At 49.2% G+C, this 18,123-nt stretch carries 16 protein-coding genes and 1 pseudogene; 6 read left to right on the top strand and 11 right to left on the bottom strand.

Annotated elements, in window-relative coordinates; genetic code table 11:
- Positions 1-94: 94 nt before the first annotated feature.
- The 5 genes from GVJ32_RS03005 to GVJ32_RS02985 all read left to right on the top strand — a co-directional run bounded on the left by GVJ32_RS03005 (position 95) and on the right by GVJ32_RS02985 (position 6,931).
- Positions 95-2,623, top strand: coding sequence for a TonB-dependent receptor (locus tag GVJ32_RS03005; RefSeq protein ID WP_435808059.1), 2,529 nt, complete (start codon positions 95-97; stop codon positions 2,621-2,623).
- A gap of 116 nt (positions 2,624-2,739) precedes the next feature.
- A complete protein-coding gene (locus tag GVJ32_RS03000) occupies positions 2,740-3,102 on the top strand; it encodes a hypothetical protein (protein WP_159238538.1) in 363 nt (120 codons plus the stop codon).
- Between the two features lie 9 nt (positions 3,103-3,111).
- On the top strand, positions 3,112-4,182 hold the full coding sequence (locus GVJ32_RS02995) for a 2Fe-2S iron-sulfur cluster-binding protein (RefSeq protein ID WP_159238537.1): 1,071 nt from the start codon (positions 3,112-3,114) through the stop codon (positions 4,180-4,182).
- An 84-nt stretch (positions 4,183-4,266) separates the two neighbouring features.
- A complete protein-coding gene (locus tag GVJ32_RS02990) occupies positions 4,267-5,739 on the top strand; it encodes an aldehyde dehydrogenase family protein (RefSeq protein WP_200841312.1) in 1,473 nt (490 codons plus the stop codon).
- Between the two features lie 82 nt (positions 5,740-5,821).
- Positions 5,822-6,931 (top strand): NAD(P)-dependent alcohol dehydrogenase, encoded by a 1,110-nt coding sequence (locus GVJ32_RS02985; protein ID WP_159238536.1) that lies wholly within the window; start codon positions 5,822-5,824, stop codon positions 6,929-6,931.
- Between the two features lie 384 nt (positions 6,932-7,315).
- On the opposite strand, the gene GVJ32_RS02980 is transcribed toward GVJ32_RS02985, so the two are convergent.
- Entirely contained in the window at positions 7,316-7,933 is a 618-nt protein-coding gene (locus tag GVJ32_RS02980) for a TetR/AcrR family transcriptional regulator (RefSeq protein WP_159238535.1), read from the bottom strand.
- Between the two features lie 545 nt (positions 7,934-8,478).
- Here GVJ32_RS02980 and GVJ32_RS02975 point away from each other — a divergent pair.
- Complete coding sequence (locus tag GVJ32_RS02975) at positions 8,479-10,665, top strand: FdhF/YdeP family oxidoreductase (RefSeq protein WP_159238534.1); 2,187 nt, start codon at positions 8,479-8,481, stop codon at positions 10,663-10,665.
- Between the two features lie 549 nt (positions 10,666-11,214).
- Here GVJ32_RS02975 and GVJ32_RS18425 read toward each other — a convergent pair.
- The 10 genes and pseudogenes from GVJ32_RS18425 to GVJ32_RS02930 all read right to left on the bottom strand — a co-directional run bounded on the left by GVJ32_RS18425 (position 11,215) and on the right by GVJ32_RS02930 (position 18,114).
- Entirely contained in the window at positions 11,215-11,403 is a 189-nt protein-coding gene (locus tag GVJ32_RS18425) for an SDR family NAD(P)-dependent oxidoreductase (RefSeq protein WP_200841311.1), read from the bottom strand.
- Positions 11,385-11,516, bottom strand: a pseudogene (locus tag GVJ32_RS18275) (IS6 family transposase); the annotation flags it as partial. The pseudogene GVJ32_RS18275 and the gene GVJ32_RS18425, both read right to left, overlap by 19 nt.
- A gap of 352 nt (positions 11,517-11,868) precedes the next feature.
- The gene (locus tag GVJ32_RS02965; protein ID WP_159238533.1) at positions 11,869-12,828 is read right to left on the bottom strand and encodes a PstS family phosphate ABC transporter substrate-binding protein; all 960 of its coding nucleotides are present in this window, start codon (positions 12,826-12,828) and stop codon (positions 11,869-11,871) included.
- Positions 12,825-13,043, bottom strand: a complete 219-nt coding sequence (locus tag GVJ32_RS02960) for a hypothetical protein (RefSeq protein WP_159238532.1) — start codon at positions 13,041-13,043, stop codon at positions 12,825-12,827. The genes GVJ32_RS02965 and GVJ32_RS02960 overlap by 4 nt, the downstream gene beginning before the upstream one ends.
- 11 nt (positions 13,044-13,054) lie before the next feature.
- Positions 13,055-14,215 (bottom strand): Na/Pi symporter, encoded by a 1,161-nt coding sequence (locus tag GVJ32_RS02955; protein ID WP_159238531.1) that lies wholly within the window; start codon positions 14,213-14,215, stop codon positions 13,055-13,057.
- A gap of 139 nt (positions 14,216-14,354) precedes the next feature.
- The gene (locus tag GVJ32_RS02950) at positions 14,355-14,891 is read right to left on the bottom strand and encodes a YaeQ family protein (protein ID WP_159238530.1); all 537 of its coding nucleotides are present in this window, start codon (positions 14,889-14,891) and stop codon (positions 14,355-14,357) included.
- Positions 14,892-14,947: 56 nt separating this feature from the next.
- Positions 14,948-15,373, bottom strand: coding sequence for a YqaA family protein (locus tag GVJ32_RS02945; protein ID WP_159238529.1), 426 nt, complete (start codon positions 15,371-15,373; stop codon positions 14,948-14,950).
- A complete protein-coding gene (locus GVJ32_RS02940) occupies positions 15,370-16,035 on the bottom strand; it encodes a gamma-glutamyl-gamma-aminobutyrate hydrolase family protein (RefSeq protein ID WP_200841310.1) in 666 nt (221 codons plus the stop codon). The genes GVJ32_RS02945 and GVJ32_RS02940 overlap by 4 nt, the downstream gene beginning before the upstream one ends.
- The gene (locus GVJ32_RS02935) at positions 16,032-17,048 is read right to left on the bottom strand and encodes an amidoligase family protein (RefSeq protein WP_159238528.1); all 1,017 of its coding nucleotides are present in this window, start codon (positions 17,046-17,048) and stop codon (positions 16,032-16,034) included. The genes GVJ32_RS02940 and GVJ32_RS02935 overlap by 4 nt, the downstream gene beginning before the upstream one ends.
- Positions 17,041-18,114 (bottom strand): AI-2E family transporter, encoded by a 1,074-nt coding sequence (locus tag GVJ32_RS02930; RefSeq protein ID WP_159238527.1) that lies wholly within the window; start codon positions 18,112-18,114, stop codon positions 17,041-17,043. The genes GVJ32_RS02935 and GVJ32_RS02930 overlap by 8 nt, the downstream gene beginning before the upstream one ends.
- Between the last annotated feature and the right edge of the window lie 9 nt (positions 18,115-18,123).

Genomic DNA, 18,123 nt, shown 5'->3' with positions numbered 1-18,123 from the left:
TATGAGAAGAGAAACTTGTTAATTCTCTTCTCATTTTGATGAGAGTTCTTGACTAAAAAATTTCCATAACTTACGATGCGTTTACACGGTTTGTATGATGGTTGTTTTTTTGAGCCATACAAAGCGCATTAAAGTAACAATAATTAGCTTTAACAAATTTGAAGAGATAATTATGAAACGACAAATTCTTTCGGCGGCCGTTGCTGTCGCCTTCTCTAATACCGCTTTAGCAGATCAGTTGCAAGAAGATGCGAAGTCGCGTGCGTCGAACCGCTTGCTTGAAGAGGTTACGGTTACTGCGCAAAAGCGTGAGGAGAATGCACAAGATATTCCCATTACGATTCAAGCTTTCTCCAGTGAAAAGCTGGACGCGTTCAATATTGAAGATACCGCTGATCTTCAAAAAATCACGCCCGGACTGACCTTTACTTATACTTATGGATACACATTGATCTACCTCCGGGGTGTAGGTAGTGAAGGTTTTTTGCCGAATGCGGATCCAAGTGTGGCGACCTATATCGACGGAATTAATATCCCTGCCAGTCAGGGTAAGCAAGATTCCCTAGGCCCAGTAAAGCGCGTAGAGGTGTTGAAGGGGCCGCAAGGCACGCTTTTTGGTCGTAACGCGACTGCGGGTGCGATCAATATTACAACCGAAGATCCGCCGATTGATGAGTTTGTGGGGAATCTAAAATATGTACAAGGCAACTACGATACTGCGGAATACCAGGCGTTTATCGGCGTAGATGTGCCCGGTGTTGAGGGTTTGGGATTTACGCTTTCTGGGTTTAAAGATACTCACGAAAATTATGGTCAAAACTTTAGTAACGGCGAGAAGCGAACCTGGCGAGAAGATTTCTCTGAAGGTGGGCGTGCTAAAATTAAGTGGGACTTCCTAGAAGATTTTAGCGTGACGTTGATTGGTTCTTATGTGAATCAGTTCAATGGTAATTCGTTGGTACAGGAAAATACCCGTCCTTCTCTTGTGTTTGGTGCGGGCGCTGAAGTTGACGAGCCTGATCGCGATACCCATACCAACTATGAAGGTGGTAACGCCACAATTAACACCATGTATGGCGCGGTCTTTGAGTGGCGTCCCGGTCCTGTAGATATCAAATTTATCTACTCTGATCAGTTGGCAGACGTTGACTGGGGGCAGTTTGACTACGATTCAACTGATGAGGATCGTTCCGCTTTCTTCGTCTATGACCAGTATAATGATCAGGAGACCATTGAACTTCAGATCCTCTCGAATTCAGAGACGCCAATGTCTGACAAGCTGGAATGGGTGGCGGGGTACTATGGTCTTAAGGCCGAAGGCGGGTTTGGACGATTGGCCTTTATACTGAATAATGGGCTTGCTACTGGGTTACTGCCCACTGGCGTACTGGGGTCGCTTACTGAGCCGTTACTGGGTTTGAATCTCGGTAATACCTTGTCGGATGCTGCTCGTATCACTTTAGAGTCAGCTGGTATTTTNAGCACCGACTCTGATGCTTTGTACGCCCAAGGAACGTGGCGTTTTAATGAGGCGTGGGCTTTGACACTTGGTGCTCGTTATCAGGAAGAAACGCGCTCAATCGGTAGTACCTACCTCGATTTTGTCGATACCTTTACACCGGGTTTCGACGAGGAGGCCTACTTCGGCAGCAGTGATTATTCCCGTAATATACGGATATCAACATTCACCGCACCACCGTTAGAAGAATCTACTTTCTCTCCAAAAATTTCTCTGCAGTGGTTCCCCTCAGATGTTATGCAGGTGTATGCCTCTCTTCAGCGTGGCTATAAGAGTCCAACTTATAACATCGTAAATTTCTTCGGTAACCCCGATGCTGTTTTAGGTGAGGAAACAACAGCTGCTGAATTAGGTATTAAATCCGAGTGGCTGGATGGTGCATTGAAATTGAATGGTGCGCTGTTCGCTTCGCAAACCAAAAATCAGTTGACTGGATTGGTATCTTTTACTTCTGGTGCCATTGTTCGTTATGGCAATGCCGACGAAGCAGAAGTTGAAGGCGCCGAGATCGATTTCCAGTGGCAGCCGATGCCGAGCTGGAACCCAGGGCTGGTAATAACGGGGGGAGCAACATATGTTGAATCCATCTTTACCAAGTTCGAAGATGGCGAAGGCTTTGATGACACGACTGGTTTGTATTTTGGGCCGGGTGCACTAGAAGACCTTGCCTTAGAACTAATAGGTCTTGGCGGAGTATTGCCTGTTAGTTCGACAGCGCTGGTAAATGGTCCGCGTGACTTCAGTGGTAATAGTGTTCCCAGATCACCAGAATTAACCTCAGTGGTTTCACTGAACCAATATCTGGACTTCGATAAGTTTGGCGCGGTGGAGTTCGGTGTCGATTACTCGTACAAGAGTGAGTATTTTACGACGGCGCAGAATTCTCCACACTATGTGCAGGATCAGTATGAGCTATGGTCTGCTCGGGCAAGTTGGTTCTACTATCCTTGGGGACTCCAGTTGACGGCGTTTGTCGATAACGCCAAGGACAAAGACTACTTCTCTTCAATTCTGCAGTCAGACTTTGGTCGTACGGTAACGTTGGCGCCGCCGAGACTGTACGGCTTTAAAGTGAAGTGGGACTTTGATGCTTTTGTAAACTGACCTCGAAAGGGGGGAACCTAAATGTCCCTTGTCCTCCCCCCGCCCCTTGATGCCGCCGATACAGGCGGCTTTTTTGACGAATCCTTCGAAGCGTTATCAAACTAAATGGAGTTTTTATGAAAATCTATAATAAAGTTGCTTGTTCGTTAATCTTCTCCTTTATGGCAGCGGTCGCCAATGCTCAGATGATGGTGGTATCGGAGTTGTTAGCGGTTACCACTCCGGTGCTGGGGACGGTAGTTCCGCCATTAACTGCCCCCCTTGCAGGGAATGACGCGTTTCAGCAGGGTTGGCTGCAAGTGGCGGGTGGTCTTAACCCTGTCATCAACAGCTTGTTGGTGCAGGGAGGGAGTTTTGCTACTCAGCTACTTGGTTCTGTGACTGCCCTTGATACGCTGACCTTACCGGGTCTGGAATCATTAGATGCGTCACTTCTCGATCTTGAGCCGGTGATCGCGATTCTGCCTTTGACGCACTGAGGTGGGGTTGTGTCTATATTTTCCTTTCTAAAGCCCTCGCCGAAGACGGTGACGATAGAGCCTGCGGGTATCAGCTTTGAGGTGAAGCCTGGGCAGTCGATACTGGAAGCGGGACTGGCTCATGGCTATGCCATGCCGCACAGTTGTACGGTGGGGACGTGTGGCAGCTGTAAATGTAAGTTAACCTCTGGCGGTAAGGTCCGGGAGTTGACGGACTTTGCCTACGTGCTGGAAGCGGAAGAGCTCCAGGATAATATGATTCTGACCTGCCAGAGTGCACTGAAGTTGGATGTGACGGTTCATATTCCGAACTTTGAACTCAAGCAGCTGCACCCGCCGGAAGATTATGATGGCGAGATTATCGCTACAGAGGATTTAACCCACGATGTTAAAAAAGTCACCCTGCGCCTAGATCGGCCAATGTGGTTCGATGCTGGCCAGTATGTGCAGTTACACATCGATGAGTTTTTTGGCGGTCGCTCCTACTCTTTTGCTTTGCCCCCCTCGGAAGAAGGCCTGCGGGAGGTTGACTTGTTTATCCGCCATGTCCCAGGCGGAGAGTTCACCGGTTTGTTGTTTGAGGGCAAACTGGATCAAACGAAGCTTAAGGTGCACGGCCCCTCAGGTAACTTCTGGCTGCGTGACGGTCGCGGCCCGATTATTTGTGTGGGAGGCGGCAGTGGTCTTGCGCCGATTGTCAGTCTGTTGGAGCAGGCCGCGAAGGCCCCCCACGGCCGCCCCTGTGTGATGTTCTTCGGCGCTCGGACCCAGGCTGACCTGTACTGTCTGGATCGCATCGCCAAAATCGGCGAAGCCTGGGACGGTGCCTTCCAGTTTGTGCCGGTGCTTTCAGATGAACCTGAAAACAGCGACTGGACCGGGCTGCGGGGCTTTGTAAACACCGCGATTGAAAGTGCGGCGGGACAATACCTGTCTGCAGATACGCAGGTCTACCTGTGTGGTCCCCCACCCATGATCGATGCGGTGACCGAGACGGTACTGTCTTTGGGGGTTGATGAAAAGAATGTCCATGCGGACAAGTTTCTCGATGCTAGTCATGGCATCTCACGGCAAAACTGATGAAATAAAGCGCTTGGCCTGAGGTGTACCTTGGGTCGATTAAATTTAATTGCGTTGATATAAATCGATAAAGGGATCCGTACCATGAACAGTTTGAATGACCTTGTCCTCCCCTCGGGAAAAATGCTGGTCGGTGGCGATTGGCGCGACGCGCTAAGCGGCGAAACCATTCCAGTGGAAAACCCTGCCAATGGCGAGATCTTTGCGCAGCTAGCCGCCGGTGGTGCGGAAGATATCGATTTGGCGGTTAAGGCAGCTCGAGCTGCGTTTGAATCGCCCGGTTGGTCGAAAATGCGTCCAATCGATCGCAGCCGTTTGCTGGAGCAGGTGGCTCTGAAGCTCGAAGCCCACGCCGAAGAGTTGGCCTTGATTGACAGCTTTGATAATGGCAAGCCTAAACACCTTGCGATGATGGTAGATGTGCCCTCTGCAGTAGAGGTTTTCCGCTATATGGCGGGCTGGTGTACTAAGATTTATGGCAAGACCCTGTCGGTCTCAGGTGACGGCCGTCAATATCATGCCTACACCCTACGCCAGCCTGTGGGTGTTGTCGGGCAGATTGTGCCTTGGAACTATCCGCTACCGATGGCGGCTTGGAAAGTGGCTTCGGCTTTGGCGGCCGGTTGTACTGTCGTGCTCAAGCCTTCGGAAGTGGCCTCGCTTAGCACCTTGCGCATGGCTGAGTTAATCCTCGAAGCTGGTGTTCCACCAGGTGTGGTAAATGTCGTTACAGGTTATGGCGAGACGGTAGGGGAAGCGCTGATCACCCACCCAGATATCGACAAAATCGCCTTTACCGGTTCCACCAATGTGGGTAAGCATATTCTGCGCAGCTCTGCCAACGACCTGCGCCGGGTTAGCTTGGAGCTAGGAGGGAAGTCCCCCACCATTATTATGCCGGATGCGGATTTGGAAAAAGCCATTCCCGATGCCGCCATGGCGATCTTCTTCAATTCTGGGCAAACCTGCTTTGCCGGTTCGCGGCTGCTGTGTCATGAATCTATCTATGACACCGTAATCGCTGGGATCAATGAGGTCGCCAAAAACTTGCCTATTGGCCCAGGCCAGGATCCGGCGACCATGATTGGTCCGGTGGTCAACAAGAAACAACGTGACCGTATCCAGAGTTATATCGAAATCGGCCGGCAAGAAGGGGCTGAGGTGATCTCTCCCAATGTTCCCTTGCCAGAGCAGGGCTACTATGTGCGTCCCACCATCCTCTCCGGCGTCACTGCCGAGAGCCGGGTGTTTAACGAAGAAATCTTCGGTCCGGTGCTGGCCGCCACCAAATTCAGTACCGAGGAAGAAGCTATCAAGCTGGCTAACAGCAGTTGCTATGGTTTGGGGGCCAATCTTTACTGTAAGGACATGAAAACCAGCCACCGTATGGCGGCGGCTCTGCAGGCGGGTACAGTGTGGATCAACACTTACTTCGTGGTGGATGCGGCCATGCCCTTTGGTGGCTTTAAAGAATCCGGTATTGGTCGGGAAGTGGGCGATGAAGGTGTACTGATGTACACCGAATCCAAGTCTGTTTGTGCCCTGCTGGATGACTGAAGTCGCCATTAAACATACACGGGGACTGGAGTACAGAATCAGTCTTTGAAAGAGAATAGCCAATAATTATAGGGGATTTACTATGCAAGTTACAGCCGCAGTCAGCCGTAGCGCTGGAGCCGATTTTCAGCTGGAACAACTGGAGCTCGAGGCTCCTCGGGAAAAAGAAGTGTTGGTTAAAATTGTCGGTGTAGGTATTTGTCATACCGATATCGCCGCTCGAGATCAGGCGTTGCCGACCCAGCTTCCTGCGGTATTGGGTCATGAAGGCTCTGGTATTGTTGAGAAGGTGGGTGAGGGTGTCACCTCGGTTAAGCCGGGAGATCACGTGGTATTATCGTACACCTCGTGTGATACCTGTTCTCCCTGTGGCCACAACCATCGTAATTACTGTAATAGCTTCCTGCCGCTGAATTTCGCTGGCCTGCGTGCCGATGGCTCCAAGGCCTTTAACAAAGATGGGGAGAGCATCTCCAGTCACTTCTTTGGTCAGTCCTCTTTCTCAAGCTATGCGCTAGCGAGCGAAAACTGTGTAGTAAAGGTGCGCGACGATGCGCCGTTGGAGCTATTAGGTCCCCTAGGTTGTGGCATCCAGACTGGCGCCGGAACCTTTATGCGCGGCTTTGCCTGTGAACCGAGCTCGGTCGTCGGCATTAGTGGTGGTGGGGCTGTGGGGCTGTCTGCAGTGATGGGGGCAGTGGCTCAGCAGTGTGGCACCATTATTGTGGTAGAGCCTCATGAAAGCCGCAGAAAGTTGGCCTTAGAACTTGGCGCTACCCACGTGATCGACCCGATGGCAGGTGATATGGCTGAGCAGATTCGGGCCATTGCTCCAAGTGGTTTAGAATATGCGTTGGACACTACTGGCAAGAAAGTGGTGATTAAAGGCCTGATTGGTGCGATGGCGGCAGCTGGCACGCTGGGCTTTTTAGGTGTGCCGGGAACGCCAGAAGATGCAGTATTAGACATAGATGTGATTACCATGCTGGCTACGGGTATTAAACTGAAGGGGATCTGTGAGGGTGATGCTGATCCAGCTGAGTTTGTACCAGTGATGGTTGATCTTTATATGGAAGGGAAATTCCCTTTCGATAAGCTGTGCCAGTTTTACGACTTCGAGAGCATTAATGAAGCTGTTGAGGCTCAACATCGGGGAGAATGTGTGAAGGCAATTCTCCGTCTGGAGGCGTAATGCAGTACGTTATGAGGTAATTTGGCTAAGTCTGCAATTTTCTAAATTTATTCTTGAAGGGTTAGTCTTTTTTGGGGCTGATAGTAAATTGTTTGGTGCTTGTATTGAGTTCGACTTGCTGCTGTCTCATCAGGGTCTAAATGCAACCGTTGGCAGTTTTATGGGTGGCGTCGGTTCTAATGGTCGGCATAGGTGTACACAGGAGCCGTGTTTGCAAAAAACGGCCAATGGCGAAGAGCTTAAAAGCCTGCGACAATTGATGATCCGACTATTTTAGAAGAAATACGGCCTTTGCTAACAGACGTTAGCGTCTAAACAAAATCGCCCCTGCTGATTGCATCAGCAGGGGCGACTTGGATTGAATAAAAAAAGCAGAAATATTATTTAGCGGTTCGCCTTAAGCAGTGCGACCATACTTTTCCATTGTGTCATCATCGGCGATAAATCACTGAGGCTGTGGCTAATCAGCAGTTTGATGGCGAAGCCCCTAACTAGACAAAAAGTCATGCTGAGAATCATTTCAGCGTCGTCTTTTTGCCAGCCCAGTTCAATTAGTTTTTTTACCCAGCTTTCTTCAACAGATGCGCGGCTTGCCACAGCAAGTCGGACTTGCTCATCTCTGAGTTCGGTGTTCTTACCGCCGGCCATTAATATATCTAATGCGACCATAAAATGGTCTGACATAAAAAAATCTTCGGCGTCTTGAATTACCGCATCTAAAGGATCGTCGCTAGCAGAAAACCCACTGATATTTTTTAAAAAATTGCCATGGGCACGCTCGTAGGCGTATTCCATTGCGGCGGTGGTGAGCGAGTCTTTGGTCGGGAAGTGATGGAGCTGCGCACCCTGAGAAACACCGGCGGCTTTAGAAACCGCAGATGTACGGAAGTTGGCGTAGCCGACTTCTTTAATCACTTCAAATGCAGCCTCAGAGAGTCGCTGGCGCATAGTGGCGGTGCGCTCTGCCTGTGGCGTTCGCGTTTTTACCGATTTCTGAGTCAAACTTAGAACCTCAAAACAATTAGATAGAATCGTAACGGACTCTATTTTAGCAGCATCGGAGCGGTAAGTGCCTAATCATCTTGGCGAATATTTATTGGTATGCGCAGTTGTGAAATATTACAGTCGCATTGGGGGTTGCCAGATTAATATGCCAATTCTGATATATGAGGCGGCCAGTTATATTACTCGCTTGTTTTTACCTAGAGACCTTTGCAAAATAGTTATTATGCCCTCTGTCGACATAGCTTAAAGGCGCTTACTTTTGGCGAAATCGTACCCAAAGAACTAGCTCCGCTCGCGCACCCACAGGGCATAAAGGGCAAGCTCTACTCAATCGGTCATTTCTGTTTATAGACTTCCTCATTTATCCTTCCCGCTGATCACTCGCACAAAGTGCGTGATATCCGCTGCGCTGCGGTTTTTCATTGCCAGAGAACAATATTCCGGCTCGTGCAAAGATCCCGCCTAGTTATTATTTTAAGTCCGAAGAAAGGCGTAGTATGGTTGGCGGTGTATATTTGTAAATAACGAGCGCGAGCGCATATATGAAAGTGATTGGCGGTGGGCCTAAAAAAGTTCTTTATACCCTTAATACCGCACGTAAAATTGGCTTGCTTAATTCAGCCAAAGCGTTGAACGCAAAAAATGCCTGTAAAGCCTGTGGATTGGGCATGGGTGGGCAGCGTGGTGGTATGACCAATGAGCTGGATGAATTTCCGTCGGTTTGCAATAAGAGTATTCAGGCGCAATCAACAGATATTCAAGCGCCCATTCCTGCCGCCGTATTTTCTCATACCTTAGAGGAATTCCGTTCGCTTTCTGCGCGAGAGCTAGAAACCCTTGGACGGCTTGGTCAGCCAGTATACAAAGCTGCGGGTGAAAACCGTTATGCAGTGGTTGATTGGGATTGGGCAATTAATCATGCCGCCGAGGGTTTGGCTAAGGTAAGTCCAGATCGCAGTTTTTTTTATAGCTCCGGGCGCTCTTCCAACGAAGCGGGTTTTCTTTTGCAGTTAATGGCCCGTCTTTATGGCACCAACAATATCAGCAACTGCTCCTATTATTGCCACCAGGCTACTGGTGAGGCCTTGGGTAATACCGTAGGCACTGGCACAGCCACTGTTGAATTAGATGATATCGCGCACTGCGATCTGTTCTTTTTAATTGGTGCAAATCCTGCTTCAAACCATCCGCGATTGCTGCATAAACTCATTGGCTTACGCCGTAGAGGTGGAACTGTAGTGGTGATAAATCCGCTGCGGGAGGCGGGCTTGGTTCAGTTTGCTGCACCGAAGATGATTAGCTCCATCATGAAAGGCGGTGACGAAGTCGCGAGTATTTATTTACAACCTAAAATCGGCAGTGATATTGCGCTGTTTACAGCGATTGCTAAAGCGGTGATCGAGAAGGAGGGGACGGCACAGCAATTTATTCTTGAACATGCCAGCGGCTATACTGAATTTGAATGCTATGTGCAGGCGCAGTCTTGGCAAGATTTACTCGACAGTTGCGGTATTGAAAAGGACGATGTACAGCGTGTTGCTGATGTTTATATCCAATCACAAAATACTATTTTTGCTTGGGGCATGGGCATGACCCATCATCAGCACGGTGTCGATAATATTGAATGGATTAGCAATCTGGCATTAATGCGCGGCATGGTGGGTAAAGTTAATGCTGGATTATTGCCACTGCGGGGCCATAGCAATGTGCAGGGTATTGGTACTATTGGTGTTAAGCCCGTACTACCTAGCGAAGTGTTTAGCCGCATTGAGCAAACTTTTGGTGTGAAGCTACCAAAAGGCAAGGGTATGCATACCTTAGAGTCTTTAGAGTGGGCTTACGACGGTGGTATCGACGCGGCCTTAATCATGGGCGGAAATCTTTATGAAGCCAGTCCAGACAGTAAGTGGGCGGCTAAAGCCTTGGATAATATTGGCCTTAAAATATTTTTAACCACCACTCTGAATCGTGGTCATGTCACCGGTGTTGATGTTGGCGAGTCTTTGATTTTTCCGGTGTGCGCGCGTGACGAAGAACCAGAGCCGACCACACAGGAATCTATGTTTAACTACGTTCGTTTAAGTGACGGTGGTATTGAGCGTATTGCCTCGGTGCGTTCGGAAGTGGCTATTCTGGCGGATATTGCCAGTAAATTAGTGCTCGATTGCCCCATTAATTTCACTGAGTTTAAACGCCATCAAAAAGTGCGACAGGCAATTGCCAAGGTCGTGCCGGGAATGGAAGAGTTAGCGGATATTGACGTAGCAAAGCAGGAGTTTTACGTTAGTGGTCGCCTTAAGCACCAGCCAGAATTTAATACTCCAGATGGTCGGGCACGGTTTGTTATTCCACTCAGTGCGGGTACTGTTGGCGAATCGATGCGGCCATATACCATGATGACTATTCGCAGCGAAGGTCAATTTAATTCTATTATTTATGAAGAGAGCGATAGCTATCGTGGCGTGAATAATCGCTGGACGGTATTGCTGAATCAGCAAGATGCTTTAGAGCTCGGCGTGAGTGAAGGTGCTACCGTCGACATCTGCTCTGACTATGGAGAGATGCGCGGCGTTGAGGTGAAACTATTTAATTTACCTAAGGGCTGTGTGGCGGCGTATTACCCAGAGGCGAATGTGCTTAGCTCAAGACGAACTGATCCACGCTCGCATACGCCGCAGTTTAAGTCGATAGCCGTTTCGCTGTCATCGGTTAATGTTGCGCGGCATTAAAAATGTCGATCTCTAGTTTTACTCAGATATTCATCTAACTACGTGATCAATGCGCTCTACCAGCATCGACGACGGCATGCTTGTCATGAATGGGTTTGGTGCTCCAAATAGCAAAGATCAACACCAGGAATATCATGGATAAAAAGATGTCGTTGGCGCCCAATGTGCTAGCTTGTACCGATAGTGTCCACTCGAACAAAAGATTGGCTTGATCACTATTAAGACCCAATTGCTGATGTTTTCCATGTTATCGGTATAGATGGGGTTGTAAGCGTTGGCATGCTCCATTAATTGGCTGTGATGAAAGGCCGAGCGGTTATCCCAAAAGGTGGTGGCAGCGGATGATCCGAAGCTACCACAAAGTACTCTGACAAAATTACTTAAGCCACTGGCTGTAGATATTTGTTCTGGCTTTAAGGTCGACAATATCAATGCCTTCAAAGTCAGTAAAGTTTAGCTTAAGCCTCTCAGTGGCAATAACGCACCATAAATGGCTGAGGCGTCATCTGAGGCTAAAAAAATTATTTTGGCTAATTTTTCAGGTAATACTCAATTACTTGGGGTGGCATCAGGCATGCCGACCTGATTTACTGGGGTGTCAATTACTGCGTTTACATTAATACCATTGAACTTTAATTCGTTAGAAAGGCTTTCGGTTAGACGTATGACGGTGTTTTTGGAGGCGCAATATGTGCTTAGACTGCATTGGCCAATTTTGATGCATAGTAAACAACCCATCGATTCAATGTCCTATGGTCAACTTCAATGCCGCGCTCCGCTATCATTTCCTCAATGTTACGGTAACTTAGTGAATAGGCATAGTACCGTCGGACGGATTGGCGGATAATGGATTAGGGAGTGTACCGATCTTTGAAAGTGATCATACATAGCTCATATGGATAATTTAGAATTCCAATTCTAGAAAATATGACGCGGATTTTGATTTATGCGACAGAACCTTTAAATCTAGAGTGCCGATGCCTCGGTCTATATATAATTTCATGACAGACGAAAATAATAAAAGTACTCGCTGCGTTTATTTAATAACCCGATTTGGGCCGCCACGTCTTGTTATTCTCAATTTAATTGAGGTGCGTATACCTTGGTTTATGGCAAGTCCTACATGTAAGTGATACAGGTGTACTCTAAAATACCCGACGTTTATCGGGTGTTTTAGAGACGAGCTAAACCGGATGCCAATCGTTATTTGTTTAGCAGGTTTAGGTTTTTCTGATACTGGGTATCTTCTAAAGGCATATAGCCGGTGAAGTGAATCCAGTTTGGCAGTCGTTCAATATAATCTTTTAAAAATGGATGTAGATCTTTCTTTTCAGTCAAGGCCTTGGTATTTACATAAAGATAGAGTGGTCGCGTTAGCGGGGTATAGCTGCCGCCTTTAACGGTTTCTAAACTAGGGTAAACAGCATCGCCGTTACTATTTTTAATGGCGAGCAATTTCAGTTCGTCCCAGTGGCGGTGGTAGGCGCCGATGCCGAAAAATCCTATCGCATTTACATCGCTAGCGATGCCCTTGGCGAGAAATTCCTCGTCTTCACTGGCGGTGTAATCGCTGCGGCTGCTGCGAGTGGCACCGACAATTTCTTGGGTGAAATAGTCGTAGGTGCCGGAGTCTTTACCTCGGCCGAATAGGGCGATGTTTTGGTCTGGCCAGTTAGGGCGAAGGTCTTTCCAAGTTTTAATATTGGATTCAGCTGCAGGGCGCCATAAGGTTTTAAGCTCTGTAAGGCTTATGTCTTTGGCCCAGTTGTTTTTGGGATTCACAACCAGCGCGATGGCGTCCATTGCGATAGGAATTTCGATATAGCTTATTTGCTTGCCCTTACAGGCGGCTATTTCTTCTGCGTTTATTGGCCGCGAGGCATTATTGATCTCACTTTTTCCTGCGCAAAACATTTTGAAGCCAGCCGTGGTGCCAGAAAAACTAACGCGAATATCTACGTTATTTTGTTTTTGTGTGTAGCGCCGTGCGGCTTCTTTGCTTAAGGGAAAGACGGTGCTGGAGCCGTCGGCAATAATACTTTCTGATGTGAGTTCCGCCGTGACGTGCTGCTGCCCGTCGCAGGCGGCAATACTCGTTGCACAGACTATGATCGCTAATGCGCGGGAGCCGGGAAATACACGGCGCGGATGTGTTGTGTTCATAGTGATGCCCACTCTCGCTTAAGTTCGCTCCAGAACAATTTAAGGCTGCTGACCTTGGTGTCGACGGCGTTGATATATTCGTCGAGGTGGTCCAAGGTTTCGTGCTGGGCATTTTCTGCTTTTCTGGTGTCCAGTAGCTGTTGTTCCAATTCGTCTATGGACTGACGCAATTCACGGATACGATTTTCGGTTTCACGATGTTTGTTTACGGGCATGGTCAGTTTCCTTATAGCTGTGTTATGCCAATCATAAGTAGCGGCAAGGCAAAAAATACGCCTCCCATATACGCTACCACGTAGAGCTTATTACGCTGTGCGAGTTCGGCTAGTTTGGTGGCAATGGCAGGCGGTATGCCACGTAAAAATGGCAGGATATAAATAATGGCAATACCGAAAATATTAAAGAATAAATGTACCAGGGCGATCTGCATGGCGAGAATCGCAGTAGGGCCACTTATCGCGGTTGCCGCTAATAATGCCGTGATACAAGTGCCGATATTGGTGCCAAGAGTAAAGGGGTAGACCTGCTTTAAACTAAACACGCCAGTGCCTGCCAGCGGCACAATCAATGAGGTGGTGGTAGACGACGATTGTACTAATACAGTAATGGCCGCACCTGATGCCATACCCGATATGGGGCCGCGACCAATGCTGCGATGCATGATGTCTTTGGCTTTACCCACCATAACGGTACGCAATACTTTACCGATGGCAGATACCACAAATAAAATCATCGCAATGCCAATAATAATCAGCGCAACGCCCATCCATATTTTCCCCGGCATCCAGCTCACCGCACCGTTTAGTACGTCTGATGCGGGAGACAGCACCATTTTCATGATGTTTATGCTCTTCATGTCTACGCCGGTATCGCTAGCGACAAAGCCTGCTAAGGCTTCTGCGGTGTGTCGCAGTGGGCTGAAGGCAAGTTCTAACGGTAGTAATATGGCGACGGCGACAATGTTAAATGCATCGTGGACGGTGGCAGCCGAAAATGCGCGGCGAAATTCTTCACCATTTCTGACGTGGCCGAGGCTGACAATCGTGCTGGTTAGCGAGGTGCCGATATTCGCGCCCATGATTAAAGGAATGGCGATGGTGATGGGTAAACCACCGGCGACCATACCGACAATGATTGAGGTGACGGTGCTAGAGCTTTGAATGAGTGCGGTGGCGGCTAAGCCGATCATTAAGCCAACAAAGGGGTTGGTGGCAAAGGCAAAGAGTTCTTTGGCGTTATTGCCGGTAGCCATTTTAAAGCCATCACCAATAGCGCCTACTGCAGCAAGTAATAGATAAATGAGTGTAATGACCAGCGCCCAAGATAACCATGGGGAGGTGGCGGGCTTTTCTGCATCGGCCGGTAAGCTGGTAGCGTGGGAACTCATGCCTGTTATCCTCTAGAGAATTGAGGATTAAATACTATGGCGTTATTGTGACAGCGGTATGTCAGTACCGCTGATTGGCATTTGTGTTACGCAAGAAATATCGCTGTGTAGCGATGTATATTGCTAAAGGGAGTAGGCTTTAGCAGTGTTCGGTTAACGTGATTTCAATATTGTTTTCACTGTCTGAAATCCACACCGAGTCTTCATCAATGGTGCATTGTATTCGCATGGTACGTTGGGCGATATCCGCGAGAGCGGTGGAGAGCTCGCTGCTGATTTCGAAGATTTTGACGTTACCGTGTTGTTTGATTTTATTGCGGTTCTCTTCCCACCACATTTGCGCGGTGCGACCACCGTAAATGAAAATAATCACTTGCTTGGCGATGGCGCGGGCTTTGCGAATACGTTTTTCACTGGGTAGGCCCATTTCGAGCCAGAGATCGATTTCGCCAGTGAGGGATTTTTGCCATAAATCTGGCTCGTCGTCGGTACTTAGACCTTTGGTGAACTCTAGGTGTTCGTCAGCGTAGAGCGCAAAGGCGAGAATGCGCAGCATCATCCTTTCATCAGTTTCTGACGGGTGCCGAGCGACAGTGAACTGATGGCGTTGATAGTAGTGGCGACGCAGATCACTGATGTCGAGAGTGGTTTTAAAAAGCGTTGCGTTTAATGCCATGTTCAAATTCGCTTGCGGTCAGGGAGCGTCATTGTACGCGCAAATGGTCTTTGAATTCATAATGCATTAACGCCGGCAATAACGAGGGCGTAGCGAATACCTTTACCGATGGCAACGAGGATAAAAAACGAGCTGGCGGGAATGCGCATAATGCCGCCAACGACGGTGAGTGCGTCGCCGCCTATGGGCATCCACGACATCAGCAGCGTCCATTTTCCGTAGCGTTTAAACCAGTTTTGAGCACGTATCAGATCGGCCTTGCGAGCGGGGAACCAGCGCCGATCTGAATATTGGCTGAGCTTCATGCCCATCCACCAATTTATACCTGCGCCTAAGGTGTTACCGGTGGTGGCGGCGAACCATAGCCAGCCCGGATGCAAGCCTTCTCTGAGTTGCGCGACTAATAATATCTCGGAATAAAATGGTAATAGGGTAGCCGCGCCAAAAGCGGCGCCAAACATCAGTAGATATTGGCTGATCATTGTGCGGCGCTCGCGACGAGGTGTTTAAAAATATGTAGCTGACGCGCTTGAAAGGGTAGGTATTCTGGGTGCCATTGCACGCCGATTCGGCAGCGATGATTGGGGGTTTCAACTGCTTGAATAATATTGTCGGCGTCTCGTCCAGAAATGTGTAAACCGTCGCCCAATTTGTGAATGGCCTGGTGATGCAGGCTGTTGATATGGCAGTGTTCGCTGCCGAGTATTTTGTACAAGGAACTTTGGGTCTCGACCGTTAGGGTTTTACGCGGTATGAGCATACGCTTGTTGGAGGTAAGGCGACGGTGCTCTCGTAAATCAGTATAAAGCGTGCCGCCAAGGACAATATTAAACAGCTGCGCACCGCGGCAAATACCAAGAATAGGGAGGTCTTTGGCGAGGCTATGTTCCAGCGCCATCATTTCGAAACGGTCGCGCTCACGATTGATGGGCGCGGTATCGGGGGCGTCGGGCATATATAAGCGCTGATCGATATCGTCGCCGCCGCTGATAATAATGCCGTCGAGTTGGTCTGGGATCTCACAGCGCTGCGGCGTAAGTCGATAGGCTACCGCGCCGCAGCGCCAAAGCGCCCAGTGAATAAACCACCACGCCAGTGGTAGATTGGTGTCGTCGCCGGTAACGCCAATTAAGGGTTTGTTCACAACAGCTCCGGAATCAACCAGCGGCTTACGCTGTTTGCCCAGTTGGTGAAGAGATTGGCGGTGGGGTTGTCGAGGTATTTGCGATAGCCTCGGCACACCATGTCTAGGCGGCGTTTATCCATCGCTAAATTGTCGACTTGTAGCCAGTCGCGATAGGGATGAACAAGTCCCCACTGGGGATCGTCAATAAGACTATTCGGCAGCCGATAATGGAGGGTGGGTCGCGGCTTTACGCGGTCGTCTTGCACTGTGTGACGCAGCCTCTCGTCGTCGATGTGTGAGAACAGCGGCAGCATATCAAGGGCGCGATTTCGAGTCGGATTGTATTCAAGGTAGTCGTCGATCAATTGATTGATGTCGGGTTCGTAGTCGCTTCGCAATAAGAGTCGAACATAGTCTTTGCCAAAGGGATCAACATAAGACGTTAGGCGACGACTGAAGTCGACATCGCAGCGCATTTTTAACCAGTCGTATAGGCATAAGAAGGCGCGGAGGTAGTCGCGAATGGTGTCTGCACTACAGTCGGGCATCTCAGGATTTAGCTGTAAGCCAAAGGCGTTTTTGGCCGAGGCGTGGGTGCCTTGTGCATCTGAATCACGCAGTTTTTGAAATAGGGTTTCTAGCTGCCACAACTCGTCCATCGCAATTGGTGGCGCCACCACTTCAAAGGGCACTAGTTGCTTGGCAATGGCGCCAACAATGGCTTCGGCCAGTTCTTCTAAATCATTATTGTCTGCAGATTCGTGACGTTCGCGGCTGATACGTTTGATGTAAGAAAAATCGAGTTCTACGCCGAAGGTACCAAGAGACGAGTCGACCACATTAATTTCGTAATCCGAAACGGGCTCCGCTTTGCCGCCATACAGCGAGATAATGATGTCGACGATGGCGTTGATTTCCATGCCCGTAAATTCTATTTCCACGCCTAGGCGTCGCATATTGCCGTCGCTGGTTTGGAGTTGCTGCGGCAGTGGCCATATAGATTTGCGATACGCGTCTAAGGATTTATTCATTGCTATCTCCGATGATGTGAGCAACAGGTAATAGGCGCTCGGTGTGTTGGCAAACCACTTGAAACAGTGTCAGCAAAGGCACGGCAAGTAGCACGCCTGGTGCGCCCCATAACCAACCCCAGAAAAATATCCATAAAAATACCACGATAGGATTCAGGCTAAATCGCATACCGTGGACGAAAGGATCAATAAACTGGCCGGTAAAGGCGGTGAATAGACCGTATGAAAGCGGCGTGGCAATAATGGCGACTGGGTTGTTATACGTTACGGCGCTGACAATAGTAAATAGAATAAGAGTGATACTCACACCAAGATAGGGAATGTAGCGCAGCAATGCCGCGACGGCGCCCCACAGTGCGGGATCAGGAAAGTCCGCTAGCCAAAGTCCGACGGCGGTTACTGCGCCCACTGAAATATTGACTGCGGTAATAGTCAGTAGGTAGCGGGACATTTGTGTTTGCGCCAGCTCGGCAATACGTGTCACTACCGCCTTGTCGCGCTGGGTGGGCAGGCTGTGGATGAAGCGCTTCATTAGCGCCTCGCCAGAGGTTAATAAGAAAAATAGCAGAATAATGCTGAGCGTACCGTACACGCCAAAGTTCTTGGCAATTTCTCCTAATTCCGAGCGCCAGCCAGCGTCGGCAATGACTACCTGCGTTAATTGTGGATCACTGGGGCTGGCACTGAATTCTCTAGCAAGGGAATCGATACTGCGGCTGGCTGCGTCGACATTATCGTTGTCGGGGTTGACGTCGCTCATCTGGTCTCGCAACACGTCAACCGCCTCGGGCACCCGTTGCAGCCATTCGCTGGCGGGTGAGGCCAATGCGTACACGCCGCCAGTGATGACGCTTAAGCCTACTGTCATAATGAAGATCGCGCCGACGCTGCGGGGTAGGCCGATGCGTTGTAAGCGGCTAACTGCGGGTGCGAGTAGCAGTGCGAATATGAGCGCCAGCGTAATAGGGAGCATCACGTCTCGTGCAACTTGCAGAGTGTAAAGCACGGCAAGTATGGCAATAATTTTAATGGCCCAGTCGGACTTGTTAGGTAGATTTGTATCCATTGTATTGTC

The organism is Zhongshania aliphaticivorans (genome assembly GCF_902705855.1).
Taxonomy (GTDB): Bacteria; Pseudomonadota; Gammaproteobacteria; order Pseudomonadales; family Spongiibacteraceae; genus Spongiibacter; species Spongiibacter aliphaticivorans_B.
The sequence above is the reverse complement of the archived record's forward strand: the minus strand, read 5'-3'. Positions and strand labels throughout refer to the sequence as shown.

Excerpts from the sequence above, each read along its gene's own strand:
- GVJ32_RS03000 (WP_159238538.1), top strand. The coding sequence starts at position 2,740 with ATGAAAATCTATAATAAAGTTGCTTGTTCGTTAATCTTCTCCTTTATG.
- GVJ32_RS02990 (WP_200841312.1), top strand. The coding sequence starts at position 4,267 with ATGAACAGTTTGAATGACCTTGTCCTCCCCTCGGGAAAAATGCTGGTC.
- GVJ32_RS02985 (WP_159238536.1), top strand. The coding sequence starts at position 5,822 with ATGCAAGTTACAGCCGCAGTCAGCCGTAGCGCTGGAGCCGATTTTCAG.
- GVJ32_RS02975 (WP_159238534.1), top strand. The coding sequence starts at position 8,479 with ATGAAAGTGATTGGCGGTGGGCCTAAAAAAGTTCTTTATACCCTTAAT.
- GVJ32_RS18425 (WP_200841311.1), bottom strand. The coding sequence starts at position 11,403 with ATGGGTTGTTTACTATGCATCAAAATTGGCCAATGCAGTCTAAGCACA.
- GVJ32_RS02965 (WP_159238533.1), bottom strand. The coding sequence starts at position 12,828 with ATGAACACAACACATCCGCGCCGTGTATTTCCCGGCTCCCGCGCATTA.
- GVJ32_RS02960 (WP_159238532.1), bottom strand. The coding sequence starts at position 13,043 with ATGCCCGTAAACAAACATCGTGAAACCGAAAATCGTATCCGTGAATTG.
- GVJ32_RS02955 (WP_159238531.1), bottom strand. The coding sequence starts at position 14,215 with ATGAGTTCCCACGCTACCAGCTTACCGGCCGATGCAGAAAAGCCCGCC.
- GVJ32_RS02950 (WP_159238530.1), bottom strand. The coding sequence starts at position 14,891 with ATGGCATTAAACGCAACGCTTTTTAAAACCACTCTCGACATCAGTGAT.
- GVJ32_RS02945 (WP_159238529.1), bottom strand. The coding sequence starts at position 15,373 with ATGATCAGCCAATATCTACTGATGTTTGGCGCCGCTTTTGGCGCGGCT.
- GVJ32_RS02935 (WP_159238528.1), bottom strand. The coding sequence starts at position 17,048 with ATGAATAAATCCTTAGACGCGTATCGCAAATCTATATGGCCACTGCCG.
- GVJ32_RS02930 (WP_159238527.1), bottom strand. The coding sequence starts at position 18,114 with ATGGATACAAATCTACCTAACAAGTCCGACTGGGCCATTAAAATTATT.